General features: G+C 54.0%; 12 protein-coding genes and 1 riboswitch. Of the genes, 2 read left to right on the top strand and 10 right to left on the bottom strand.

Annotated features, from left to right (window positions below; all coding sequences use genetic code 11):
• Position 1: 1 nt before the first annotated feature.
• From eutL to ABD76_RS08635, 9 genes are all read right to left on the bottom strand, one after another.
• Positions 2-655 carry an ethanolamine utilization microcompartment protein EutL gene (gene eutL, locus ABD76_RS08675; protein WP_197256042.1) on the bottom strand — a complete coding sequence of 218 codons (654 nt, stop codon included), beginning with the start codon at positions 653-655 and terminating at the stop codon, positions 2-4.
• 35 nt (positions 656-690) lie between these two features.
• Positions 691-1,665 carry an ethanolamine ammonia-lyase subunit EutC gene (gene eutC / locus ABD76_RS08670; RefSeq protein ID WP_197256040.1) on the bottom strand — a complete coding sequence of 325 codons (975 nt, stop codon included), beginning with the start codon at positions 1,663-1,665 and terminating at the stop codon, positions 691-693.
• Between the two features lie 18 nt (positions 1,666-1,683).
• Positions 1,684-3,048, bottom strand: a complete 1,365-nt coding sequence (locus ABD76_RS08665; protein ID WP_197256038.1) for an ethanolamine ammonia-lyase subunit EutB — start codon at positions 3,046-3,048, stop codon at positions 1,684-1,686.
• A gap of 48 nt (positions 3,049-3,096) precedes the next feature.
• A complete protein-coding gene (eutA, locus tag ABD76_RS08660) occupies positions 3,097-4,527 on the bottom strand; it encodes an ethanolamine ammonia-lyase reactivating factor EutA (RefSeq protein ID WP_197256036.1) in 1,431 nt (476 codons plus the stop codon).
• A 140-nt stretch (positions 4,528-4,667) separates the two neighbouring features.
• Positions 4,668-6,086 (bottom strand): sensor histidine kinase, encoded by a 1,419-nt coding sequence (locus tag ABD76_RS08655; RefSeq protein WP_420901932.1) that lies wholly within the window; start codon positions 6,084-6,086, stop codon positions 4,668-4,670.
• Between the two features lies 1 nt (position 6,087).
• The gene (locus ABD76_RS08650) at positions 6,088-6,660 is read right to left on the bottom strand and encodes an ANTAR domain-containing response regulator (RefSeq protein ID WP_197256032.1); all 573 of its coding nucleotides are present in this window, start codon (positions 6,658-6,660) and stop codon (positions 6,088-6,090) included.
• Positions 6,661-6,711: 51 nt separating this feature from the next.
• A complete protein-coding gene (locus tag ABD76_RS08645; protein ID WP_197256030.1) occupies positions 6,712-7,143 on the bottom strand; it encodes a EutP/PduV family microcompartment system protein in 432 nt (143 codons plus the stop codon).
• Between the two features lie 11 nt (positions 7,144-7,154).
• Positions 7,155-7,508: a BMC domain-containing protein gene (locus ABD76_RS08640; protein ID WP_006676856.1), complete on the bottom strand. Its 354-nt coding sequence runs from the start codon at positions 7,506-7,508 to the stop codon at positions 7,155-7,157.
• Positions 7,509-7,962: 454 nt separating this feature from the next.
• Positions 7,963-9,105, bottom strand: coding sequence for a 1-propanol dehydrogenase PduQ (locus tag ABD76_RS08635; RefSeq protein ID WP_197256029.1), 1,143 nt, complete (start codon positions 9,103-9,105; stop codon positions 7,963-7,965).
• Positions 9,106-9,488: 383 nt separating this feature from the next.
• Positions 9,489-9,637: riboswitch (adenosylcobalamin (AdoCbl) riboswitch) on the bottom strand.
• A 392-nt stretch (positions 9,638-10,029) separates the two neighbouring features.
• Between ABD76_RS08635 and bluB the strand changes: the two genes are divergently transcribed.
• Positions 10,030-10,686, top strand: a complete 657-nt coding sequence (bluB, locus tag ABD76_RS08630; protein ID WP_197256027.1) for a 5,6-dimethylbenzimidazole synthase — start codon at positions 10,030-10,032, stop codon at positions 10,684-10,686.
• Between the two features lie 236 nt (positions 10,687-10,922).
• Positions 10,923-11,852, top strand: coding sequence for a manganese-dependent inorganic pyrophosphatase (locus tag ABD76_RS08625; RefSeq protein WP_197256019.1), 930 nt, complete (start codon positions 10,923-10,925; stop codon positions 11,850-11,852).
• Between the two features lie 284 nt (positions 11,853-12,136).
• On the opposite strand, the gene ABD76_RS08620 is transcribed toward ABD76_RS08625, so the two are convergent.
• On the bottom strand, positions 12,137-12,340 hold a 204-nt coding region (locus tag ABD76_RS08620), incomplete at its 5' end, for a transposase (RefSeq protein WP_197254502.1).

Raw genomic sequence — 12,340 nt, 5'->3', positions numbered from 1 at the left:
CTTAATAGCTCGCCGGGTTGTCGGCGACGAACTGGACAGCATCCGCGAACGCGTCGCATGCCGCCTTGCAGGCAGACTGGCTGCCCGTCAGCAAGGCGCCGGCGAAGTTGGTCTCGGAAGGCGGGCCGAAGAAGGCGGCCAGCGATACATCGGCGGCCTTCAGCGCCGCATCGAGCGCGTACATCGCTTCCAGCGGCGGAGCGATGAGATACGCCAGCGCTTCCCCTTCCTTGATGTTGGCGGTCTGGGACAAATAGCTTCCTGTACGGGAGACGCAATGGGCGAAATACGTGATGCTGTCATCCTCGTTGGCGCTGACGAAATGAGCGCCGTTCTCGATGTAATCAACGGCGGCGTTCAAGCCGCTGCGCACTTCCTCCGGGCTGGGGCCGGCCAATATCCCGATGACCTCGCCCGCCAGCTTCGTCGAAGCATTGGCCGAACCGGCGTACATGCTTCGCGCATAGACGACATCGACGGCAGCCGCTTTGGTCGCTTCGTCCAGGGCCGTATAGGTGACATCGTCAATGTCGGCGGTCAGGATCCCCAGACTTTTATGATGCGGCTTCAGCTCCAGCGTGCCAGCCAGATCCGGACTTACGTTGGGAATCAGCTTGACGCCTAACACCTTGGCATGAATCGGATCGTTTCTCATACGAGCCTCCTTGCGAATACTTATTTGAACAACCTCTACAGTTTCAGATCAATCCCCGACGCTTTGCGGTCAATCATCGTCTTAATCAATTCGGCGATATGCGCGCCCGCTTCAACCGCAGGCGTTCCGCCCGAGTGAATGTTGGAAATGACCGTGCGCCGCGCTTCCGGCATGCCGACCGTCGGCTTATAGGCGATGTAGGCGCTCATCGATTCCGCCGTCACAAGACCCGGACGCTCCCCGACCAGGAGGCAGACCACGTCAGCCTCGGTGACGTCGCCGATGACGTCCATCGACGGCACGCGGCAGTGCTTGACGAACAAAATATTGCCCGTCTCGATCCCATACATCTTGAGACCTTGGGTAATTGCCGGCACGATGTCGCGCAGATTGGCTTCGATCGCGGCCGAGCTCAGGCCGTCGCCAACCATAATCTGCACCTTGGCGCCCTTGGCCGTATGCTGCTTAATATATTCAATCGTCTCTGCGGAGAACTGGCGCCCCAGATCCGGCCGGGTAATGTATTCATCCTTGTCCCGGCACATCGTCTCGATCGCCACCAGATTCATTTCCTTCACGAAATCCTCGGACACGTAAGAGAATACGGCATCCTGGGCGGCGGCGTGGTCAGCGCGGAACCGCAGCGACGTAATGGTTTTGTAGCGCGGACCCGCACGCCATACGCCAAGGCGGGCCGGCGTCTTTTCCTTCATCTTCATGTAGCCTTCGCGATCGGCCGGTTCGGGAACGAGCAACTGCTTGCGCAGGTCGATCTCCGTAATATCGTCCAGACATTCGCCGCTGTCCTCTGGCTCTTCCTCAGGCAGCGCCATCTGCATGGCCGCGGCCGGAACCGGCTCGGACACTGCCGTCTGCGGGGCAGGTGCGGGCTGGGCGGTCTGCTGGGCAGGCGCCTCGGCTTGGGCCGGCTTCGCGGCTTCCTGCGGCAGGTTGCCTACCATCTCGTTCAGAATCGATTCAATCATCGATTTCAGGTCTTTTTCATTCATGAGAGCTTCCCCCTTTCCTTACTTGAGAAACACTGACGCGTCTCCGGCTTTTTTCGTCAGCTTGCCATTTTCGATGAAGCCCATTTTCTCCATCCACTGCTCGAACTCCCGGATCGGACGCAGGCCAAGCAATTCGCGCAGCGTCGCGGTCTCGTGATAGCCGGTCGTCTGATAGTTCAGCATGACATCGTCGCCGTGCGGGATGCCCATGAAGAAGTTGCAGCCTGCCGTCGTCAGCAGCACCGCCAGATTTTCCAGGTCGTTCTGATCGGCCTTCATATGGTTCGTGTAGCAAGCGTCGCAGCCCATGGAGATGCCCGTCAGCTTGCCCATGAAGTGGTCCTCCAGCCCGGCGCGGATAACCTGCTTCGCGTCGTACAAATATTCAGGCCCGATGAACCCGACGACGGTGTTGACGAGGAATGGATTGAACCGCTTGGCGAAGCCGTAGCAGCGCGCTTCCATCGTCACCTGGTCGATTCCGTGGTGGGCTTCGGAAGACAGCTCCGAGCCTTGGCCCGTCTCGAAGTACATCACGTCCGGACCGGACACTTGGCCATGCTTCAGCACGAGCTGCTGCGCTTCCTCGATCGTGGCTGCGTTGAAGCCGAATGCCGCGTTGCCTTTCTCCGAGCCGGCGATCGATTGGAAGATAAGGCCGGTCGGCGCTCCGCGCTTGACGGCTTCCATCTGGGTGGTGACATGGGCCAGCACGCAGGTCTGCGTCGGAATCTCCCACTTCTGGCGGAACTCCTCGAACCGCTTCAGGACGCGCGTTACGCTCTCGACGGAGTCGTCGACCGGATTCAGCCCCAATACCGCGTCCCCGATGCCGAACGTCAAGCCTTCCATCAGGGAAGCCATGATGCCGTCCGGATCGTCGGTCGGGTGGTTCGGCTGCAGGCGGGCCGACAACGTGCCTGGACGGCCGATCGTCGTATTGGCCCGGGCCGTCACCCGAATCTTCTTCGCCCCGTACATCAGGTCGAGGTTGGACATAATTTTGGCGACCGCGGCGATCATCTCGGCGGTCAGCCCGCGGGAGACGCGCTTGATGTCTTGTTCGGTCGTGTTATCGTCCAGAATCCACTCCCGCAGCTCTTCCACGGTCCAGTTCTGAATCTCGCTGTAAATGCGCTCGTTCACCTGGTCCTGAATTATGCGGGTAACCTCGTCCTGCTCATAAGGAACGGCGGGATTGTTGCGCAAGTCCTTCAGCGTAATCTGGGACAGCACCACCTTGGCGGCTACGCGCTCTTCCGAAGACGTGGCCCCGAGTCCGGCCAGCATATCCCCCGATTTTTCTTCATTCGCTTTGGCCATCACTTCCATCAGCGTTTTGAACTGATAGGTGCGGCCGAACAGTCTCGTTTTTAAAATCACAAAAGCTCCTCCTTTCAAATGCGACCCCTTGGATTGATTCAACCTCGATTAATGGAAGACAAGCGTTTTGATGACGACAGGCAATACCTTGCCCTCCGCAATCGGCTTGCCGATGTCGATATAGTCGCCGTTGTCGACCTGCACGCTGTCGATGCAGACGACATCCTTCTTGTAATCCAGCAGGGCGTACAGCGTCTGTCCCAGCACCTTCGCCATATCGTGGTGGACAATCACGATAAGCGGGTACTCCCTTTCCAGCAGCTCCGCCATGCCTTCGCGCAAGCCGCGCGCATACTTCTGCACCTCATGGAAGCTTGGGTTCTTTTTCCCTTCCAAGGCGATGGCGACCCGCTGCAGATCATTGTTGAGCTTGAACCAGTTCAATTTGTCGGCGATAGCCTGGGCCAGCGCCTCGGCGCTCCCCGATTCATCCGCCGACGCAAGCTTCAGAATCGGAATGTTTTTGATCGGGAAGCTCTCTTCCGTGTAGGTAATCGTGCTTCCGCTAATCTCCGTCGTATGGGAGCCGGCTCCGACTACGGTCGCCCGGATGGTCTCGGCCGAGCGCGCCACGGTCAACCGCTGCGTCAAAGGGGAAGCGGCAATCGCTCTCCCCAGCAGAATCCCGATATCTCCATACTGGAACACATCGCCCGCCGCTTCCTGGTACACATAATCGGCCACCCCTCCGGAGAAGGAGATGCACGGAATGTCCCGGTCGAGCTTCAGCCCTTTGTTGGTGATGATCGTGTCGTAGAAATCGCCTGGCGGCCGAAGACCGACGCTTTCCTCAAGCAGCTTCACCATCTCCCCGATGATCGGCTCCAGCGCGGCCGGCGTCACCTGCTGTCCAAGCGCGAGGGTTATGCCCCTGCGCTCCGCAAGCTGCTTGATCTTCGGCGCGATATACGTAATCTCGCGCGTCCGTTGGTCAACCTTGATCAGGCGGCCCCCGATGTCGAGACAGCCCGTGTCCAGCAGCTCCCCGTCGGCGAACAAGGCCAGATTGCTGGTCCCGCCGCCAATGTCGATATTGACGATGGACGTCGAGTGCTCTTTGGAATACGTATGAGCCCCAGCGCCTTTGGCGGCAATGATGCTTTCCAGGTCCGGGCCCGCGGTGGCGACCACGAAATCTCCGGCGAAGCCGCTTAACGACTGCAGCACTTCATTGGCATTGTCCTTGCGGGCCGTCTCGCCGGTAATGATGACGGCGCCGGTCTGGATGTCTTCCTTGCGGATGCCGGCTTTCCGGTACTGCTCCTGCACGAACGCCTGGATTTGCCCGGCGTCGATCCGGTTGTCCGCCAGCACCGGCGTGAAGCAGATATCGCTCCGGTAGACTACTTCTTTGTCCGTAATGACCAAGCGGGGCACCGAAAAGGACGATGCCAGGTTCTGAATATGCAGCTTCGACAGCACGAGCTGGGTCGTCGAGGTTCCCATATCGATGCCTACGCTTAGCAGTTGCTCGTTCACGTCTCTCCCCTCCCGTCGCTTGATACACATATATGCACGCAAAAAGGCTTAAAGTTATATCCCCCTCCCGCTTGGACGGGAATGGGTAACCTTAAGCCTCTTTGCTTACAGAACTACATCCTTGTAGCCCGGTTTCGTATTTATTTTTTGAAGGTGAACGTCACGATGGTGCCCTTCGACGGGCCGGATTCGATGTCAAGCTTGCCCTTCAGCTTGTCCTTCACATAGCTGCGGACGATGGACAAGCCCAAGCTTTTGTTGGACACGTCCTTCACGGGGAAGCCGACGCCGTCATCCGCCACGACCACGGTAACCAATCCGCCATCCAGCTGCGCGTTCACCGTAATCGTGCCGTACGAGCAATCTCCGAACGCGTGCTCATAGCTGTTATGGAGCAGCTCACTCACGATGAGCGCGATCGCGACCGTGCGGTCGCTGTCCAGGCAGATGCTCTGCGAAGCCTCGATCCGGATGGCGACATTGCTGCAATCGACGAAGCAGCGCTCGATATTCGAAGCGATAAGCCGAATGACGTCAAGCAAGTCCACCTGCGCATCGATCTCCGTCGACAGCAGCTCATGGGTCGCCGCGATGGCAAGCACGCGGCTGACACTGTCGTTCAAGCATTTTTTGGCTTCCGGGCTGTCGCACTGCCGCGACTGAATGCGGAGCAGGGACGCCACGGTCTGCAGATTGTTCTTGACCCGGTGATGAATCTCGCGGATAGCCACCGACTTGGAGACAATCTCCGCTTCCTTATGCTTGATCTCCGTGACGTCATGCAGGATGACGCCGATGCACAGATCCCGCTCCGCAATGAACAGCCGCTTCACCTGATAGTAGGATCCGGCCACCTTCACGTCTGCCGTCAACGGGCAGGAAGGAGAGGTGGAATACTGCTTCATCACGTCGGAGAACGTCGTCTGATCCAGCGACAGGTTGTCATAATGCAGGCCCTGAATATCCTCCAGATAACCAAGCTTCCGGTAATAGGCGTCCGCCTTCTTGTTCTTCAGCTTCAAAAACCCGTGCTTGTCGAAGACGAGAACGGCATCCTCAAGCTGGTTGATGATCGAATCCTTGAACCGCAGCATGGCGGTCAGCATCGAGGACATCTCGCCGTCTTCGTATTGCGATCCCGTCACATTGAAGTGGGCTTGAATATTGTCGCTCACATCTTTTTCATAGATGACGACCGCAATGACGCCGTCTTGATTTTTGATCGGATACACCGTCTGCCGAACCAGATGATTTTCCTGCGTATTGGCGATGAGACCCTGCGACATGATTCCGGTCTCCAGCGTCCGCAAGACGCCGGGCTCGTTCTCGCGCAGCGCCTTCTCGCCTTCGACCGGGCGCTGGTAGAGCGATTTGCCGTCATCCGGACGGCGGTGATACACCACGATCGCCTCATTGCCCATGCTGGACAGGACGTCGATGAACACATCATCCTTCACTTCGGACATTTCGAACGACTCGGCAATCTCCGTCAGCCGGATAATATCCGCCTCCGTCAGTGCCGTGTGCCGCTTGCACAGCCGCCGAATCCGTTCCTTGATCTCAATCATAGGAAATGACGATGGTTGTTGCAATTTCGATCATCGGACACCGTCGATCCATGCTAAGTTTGCGCAAGGTCTGGTAGGCTTCTTCTTCGGTGCAGCCATTTTCCTTCATCAGAATCCCTTTTGCCTTTTCGACCGCTTTCCGCTCTTCCATCTTCTGCGACAGCTTCGATAGATTTTGTTCCAGCTTGCGTATTTCCTTGCCTTTGGCGATGGTCACTTCGACCATAGGAATGAACGACTTTTCGTCTAGCGGCTTCACCAGATAACCAAGCGCACCGATAGAGGTTGCTTTTTCAATCGTCTGCTTGTCGCTGAACGCGGTCAGGAGAATAACTCCGCCGGCCAGCTGCTCTGAAATGATTCGTTTACCCGCCTTCAACCCATCCAGGATGGGCATTTGAACATCCAGGATGACCAGATCGGGCAGATGCTTTTTGCATAATTCGATGGCTTCAAACCCATCAGAAGCTTCGCCTACTACGTTGTAGGCCGCCTCTTCCAGCATCTCACGAATATCCATTCTTGTAATAGGTTCGTCGTCGACTATTACAATTTTTCCATTCATGTGTCATGCACCTCTATGTCGATATTTGCTTGTATCCGGCTAACCAACCGCCTACTCCTCCAAGTAAGCCCGAAGAGCGTCCACTCCTACGTTCTCCACCGTTGAGACCTCGAAAATGCGCTCTGCACCCGCCGCTTGCAGAAAAGCTCTCGCTTGCGCGATATCCTCCTCAGTACGGGCGAGCTCGGTTTTGGTCACAATTCCAATGACCGGCTTGGCGAACATTGTCGCGAAGGCCGGCGGAAAATAGCTTTCTTCCTTTGTGCAATCTTGCACAAGGCCGATGACATCGGCGTCGACGCTCGAGACAAGCAGCATCTTGTACAAATAACGATTCTCGATGCACTCCCCCGGCGTATCGATCGCTTGGTCGAAGGTCTCCACCGCTTGCGTCTTTTTGTAGGCAATCTCCTGGCCGTGCAGCCATTGGCACAGCGTCGTCTTGCCCGAGCCGGTGCTGCCGGCGAAAATAATGGTCTTCATGAGCGCTTCTCCTACGTTCTCGTAATCTTCGCAGCCGAGAAGCCGAGAATGTTTTGCAGGCCCAGCAGAACTTCATTCACGGCCGATTCCACGGATGAGACATCGCCTGTAATGACGAGCGATCCGCTGAAGCGGTCGACGAAGCCGATCTGCACGCCGGCCGCCTTGGTCGCGATGTCCGCGCCAATAATGGAGGCTTCGCTTGGCGTGATGGTCATGATGCCGATGGCATCCTGCGCATCGCTCCCCAGGCCCAGCTTCTTGTAAATATCCGGGTTCGGGTTCGCGATAATATGCGCCAACGTGACCTGCTTCCCTGGCACGTACTCCTGAATGACGCGTTGTTTTTCGTTGTGTTGGTCCATACTCTCATCATCTCATTTCGTGGAAAGAGGTTGTTCAAAAAGTCCGCTTTTGATCACGAAGTGATTCAGGAAGGAACTCGGCATCGAATCTTGCATTCACTCTCGAAAAGCGTATGCTTCCGAAGTATGTTTCCTGCGGAAACATTTGAGCTGCTCATGTAATCGCCTACACTCCGCTGCTCCTTACAAGTTTTGCGCAGCAAAACTCGCTACGAAAGGATCCGCTTCGAGTTCTTGCAACCTTCTCGGTGCTGAAAACCGACCTTTTTGAACACGGACCTATAAAACATCGATTAGCCATAAAAACACATAAAGACCCCTTAAAAGTTCACGTGGAATTTTTAAGAAGCCTCTTTGCTTTGACTGATATGCAACACGCCTTTGTGTTACTTTTACTATACTTTGTAGCTGCAAACGTTGTCAACCTGAACGCGCATGGTATTTATTTGATTACTTAATATTGAAACATTTTGTTCAATATTTCGACAACATCCGACACAGTCGGAACGCGCGGATTCGTGGCGGTGCAGCCGTCCTTGAGCGCTCCCTCGGCAATCGAGGCGCTCATTTCTCCGAGCAGTGCTTCGTCGACATTGCATTCCCGCAGCGACTGCGGCATGCGCAATTGCTTCTGGAGCTGCTTGATTGCCTGAACCAGGCTGCGAACGCCGCTCTTCGGATTCGGCGCCGACAGTCCCAGGCTCTTGGAGATTTCGGCGTATCTGACCGCCGCGGCATTGCTTTCCTCCTTGCCGTAGCCCGGCTTGTAGTCGGCATTGAATTCAATCACGTGCGGCAGCAGCAAGGAATTCATGCGCCCGTGCGCAATCTTGAACTTCGCGCCGGCCACATGGGCGATGCCGTGATTGAGCCCGAGCGACGCGATATTGAAGGCCATGCCCGCCAGACAGGAGGCATTGTGCATTTTCTCCCGCGCCTCCAGGTCGTTGCCGTCCTTGTACGCTCTCGGCAAATACGCAAAGACCAGCTTAATCGCTTTCTCCGCCAAGGCGTCGGAAATATCATTCGCTTTGGTGGAGACATACGCCTCGATCGCGTGGGTCAGGACGTCCATTCCCGTATCGGCGGTAATGAAGTCCGGCACGCTCTTGACCAATTCCGGGTCCAAAATCGCTTCCTGCGGCAGCATGTCATCGGACACGAGCGGGTATTTGATATTTTTCTTCTTGTCGCTGATCACGGAGAAAGACGTCACTTCCGAGCCTGTTCCGCTCGTCGTCGGAATCGCCACGAACGGCATATCGTGCTGATTCAATATTTTTTGGGCGAAAATCTTCATCGCCTTGGCCGCATCGATCGCGGAGCCGCCGCCAATCGCAATCATCCGATCGGCCTGGAACGCGCCCAGCGCTTCAACGCCCTCCGTCACGATTTCAATCGGCGGATCGGGCACGATGTTGCTGAAAATGTACTGCTCATTGCTCTCATGCAGCCGTTCGAACAGCATGTTAATCATCCCCGACTTGACCATGAACGGGTCGGTGACGATAAAGATTCGTTGGTTCCGCCATTCCATCAGGCGATCCAGCGCGCCTCGCCCCAGATAAATGTCGGTGTTCATCGATATTTTGTCCATAAACAGGCACCTCCAATGAAGTCGTTGGCAATAAAAAAAGAGACTTTTAAAAGAACGGATTCCTTTAAAAGCCTCTTCGCTTATGATATAGGTGCACGCCATTGTGCAACTCGCCATCATTCAATTGTCTACCAACACTGTACACCGTAAACCGGACATTCGTCAACCCGTCCGATCACGGCGCCGCTATCGGCAGGCGGTAAAAAAAGGGACCTGCACGCCGCTGTGCATCCGTTCTTCGGCCTTGAAGAACGTCCCTGCTTGCCAAGCTATACTTCATCGTATCTGTTCGGCGGCGACCACCCGGCTGTGCCGACAGCAATGTCGGCTGCCTTCCTGCAACGTAAAAAAAGCCTAGCGAGGCGGTAATCGTCACTAGACTTGTAAACCAGCCACTTTCGCCTCGAAATGACTGGTCCTTCAAAGTTACTAGGCAAAAGACCTGACTTAAGACCGATTCGGTCTATCACAGTGGCGGGACCGCGTTGGATTTGCACCAAACTTCCATTGCCTATAACTTCTTCTGTTGTGCATGACGTGAATGGGCGTCCATTCGACATCATTATAGCATAAAAAAGCGGATTGACAAGAGGGCGCGATCACTCAGTTGAAATGTTACTAATAAGAAGTACCGTTCATTTACATCGTAATGTTACCGAAGGGAAGTGTGATGAAAATGTCCATGAAAACACGACGTTACTCGTCGCTCGACTCAAATGTAGAATCAAAAATAAGTAGAAAATTGATCTAATTTGTCGAATATGTGGAATCTATGATATCTTTAGAGGGTGAACGGATCGAGGAGTAGATAATTCGAGATGTTTCCGATTTCAAAACAACGTAGAGAAAGAAAAAATCCACATTATCAAAGGATAGCTGCAGTGGATGATGGAGACACGATACAGAATGAAAGAGGCGCATCACATGTTTAATGAGATCGAAAAAGAAGCAGTTTATAATGTCATTTATAAAAGAAGAGACGTTCGGAATTTTCTTCCGAATCCTGTACCTAAAGAGATTATCGGCCGAATTTTACAAGCGGCACACCATGCACCCTCTGTAGGATTTATGCAGCCATGGAATTTCATTATAGTGGATTCTATGGAAGTCAAAGAGAGATTAGCTTGGGCGACAGAAAAAGAAAGACGAGCTTTGGCGATTCATTACGAAGAAGAGCGCGCTACCCAATTTTTAAGTTTAAAAATTGAAGGAATTAAAGAGGCGCCCTTAACGATCTGTGTCACCTGTGATCCAACAAGCGGGGGCTCGCATGTACTCGGACGAAATTCGATTCCGGAGACGGATATTCTTTCTACAGCATGCGCAATCCAAAATATGTGGTTAGCGGCGTGTGTAGAAGGTTTAGCCATGGGATGGGTAAGTTTTTACAAAAAAAATGATGTTCGAGATATTTTGCAAATCCCTCCGCACATTGACCCTGTTGCTTTAATTTCCATTGGATATACGGACGACTACCCCTCTGCTCCCATTTTAGAACAAGTGAAGTGGGAAAAACGAAAATCTCTTGAAAATCTAATATTTCATAATAAATGGGGAGAACAACAAGCGAATGGATTGTAACAAGCTATAGTTATTTGGGTTGTTACTTGTCATCGGCTTTGGTCTGGGCCGCTCGATTCATTCGTCATTGGGTGGGGGGTAAAGGATTGCTATACCGCCAACACATCATTGTACGCCGGGGTCAGGCTCTTTCCAAATTGTATTATCTCGTCTGCCATTCGCTGTAACCTTGATTGTTAAATGGATTCTAAGGTATACTTTTCTCGCCAGAATATAGATGTAAGGGAGTAAACATCATGGAAAAAGTTCTTATTTTCGGACATAAAAATCCAGACACAGATAGTATTTGTTCCGCCATTGCGTATGCAGATTTGAAAACACAATTGGGCTTCGATGTCGAGCCGGTTCGCCTCGGCAGCATCAACGGGGAAACGCAATTCGCGCTGGATACGTTCCAAGCGCAAGCGCCGCGCCTGGTAGAGACCGTGGCGAACGAAGTGAACGGCGTTATTCTCGTCGATCACAACGAACGGCAGCAAAGCGCCAACGACATTGATCAGGTTCAGGTGCTGGAAGTCATCGACCATCACCGCATCGCGAACTTCGAGACGAGCGGTCCGCTGTACTATCGCGCGGAGCCGGTTGGCTGCACCGCTACGATCTTGAATAAAATGTATAAAGAGAACGGGAAAACGATCAGCAAAAATATTGCCGGCCTGATGCTGTCTGCCATCATTTCCGACTCGCTGCTGTTCAAATCCCCGACTTGCACGGAGCAAGACGTGGCTGCTGCCCGCGAGCTGGCCGCCATCGCCGGCGTCGATGCGGAGCAATACGGCCTCGAAATGCTGAAAGCGGGCGCGAACCTGAGCGACAAGAGCATCGAGGAGCTGCTCTCGCTTGACGCGAAGGAATTCACCATGGGCAGCGCGAAGGTGGAAATCGCGCAAGTGAATGCGGTGGACGTGAACGATGTGCTGTCTCGCCAAGCGGAAGTGGAAGCGGCCTTGTCCGACATTATCGCGAAGAAAGGCCTCGATCTGTTCGTGTTCGTCGTGACCGATATTTTAAACAGCAATTCCGTGGCCATTGCGCTCGGCTCCAAGGCGGACGCCGTCGAGAAGGCATACAATGTTAACCTCGAAAACAACACCGCGCTTCTGAAGGGCGTCGTATCCCGCAAGAAGCAAATCGTGCCTGTGCTGACAGACACCTTGAGCAAATAAATTCCCTAAGCCGGATAATCATAATTTCCCCCGGCTTGGGACCAACGGTGCGGGCCGCGCTTTCGAGTGCGGCCCGCCGCTTTGTCACTCCCCCTCGTTGTTTTGCAACACCATGGCTAGACAGGCAAGGAATAAGGCGCACAATCAAAACCACCCGTCCAACGGGTGGTTTGCACTTGGGGTATAACCCCCTGTTGCCAAACTGCGCCTAAAGACGCTAGCCTGACAATTAAATTGTTCAGGCTCAGTGTAACTTGTCACTTTCACTTACCAGTTAAACTGGTTTACTTCTTCTTGCTACTGTTTCTGTTGAACGGATCTTCATACTCTTTCACACTCAGTTTATCAACTGCTTGGTCATGTGCTTCCTGTTCACGTATATATTTTGCGACAGTTGCTTCGTTTAAGCCTACTGTGCTGACGTAGTAGCCCTCCGCCCAAAATTTCCGATTGCCATATTTATACTTCAGGCTGGCATGCTTCTCGAA

This window comes from Paenibacillus dendritiformis (genome assembly GCF_015845845.1).
Taxonomy (GTDB): Bacteria; Bacillota; Bacilli; order Paenibacillales; family Paenibacillaceae; genus Paenibacillus_B; species Paenibacillus_B dendritiformis_C.
Note: the sequence above shows the minus strand (reverse complement) of the source record. Positions and strands in the feature narration are given on the sequence as shown.

Bases quoted from the DNA above. Each gene is read 5' to 3' on its own strand.
- ABD76_RS08640 (WP_006676856.1), bottom strand. From the start codon at position 7,508: ATGGACCAACACAACGAAAAACAACGCGTCATTCAGGAGTACGTGCCA.
- bluB (WP_197256027.1), top strand. From the start codon at position 10,030: ATGTTTAATGAGATCGAAAAAGAAGCAGTTTATAATGTCATTTATAAA.
- ABD76_RS08650 (WP_197256032.1), bottom strand. From the start codon at position 6,660: ATGAATGGAAAAATTGTAATAGTCGACGACGAACCTATTACAAGAATG.
- ABD76_RS08635 (WP_197256029.1), bottom strand. From the start codon at position 9,105: ATGGACAAAATATCGATGAACACCGACATTTATCTGGGGCGAGGCGCG.
- ABD76_RS08645 (WP_197256030.1), bottom strand. From the start codon at position 7,143: ATGAAGACCATTATTTTCGCCGGCAGCACCGGCTCGGGCAAGACGACG.
- eutC (WP_197256040.1), bottom strand. From the start codon at position 1,665: ATGAATGAAAAAGACCTGAAATCGATGATTGAATCGATTCTGAACGAG.
- eutL (WP_197256042.1), bottom strand. From the start codon at position 655: ATGAGAAACGATCCGATTCATGCCAAGGTGTTAGGCGTCAAGCTGATT.
- ABD76_RS08625 (WP_197256019.1), top strand. From the start codon at position 10,923: ATGGAAAAAGTTCTTATTTTCGGACATAAAAATCCAGACACAGATAGT.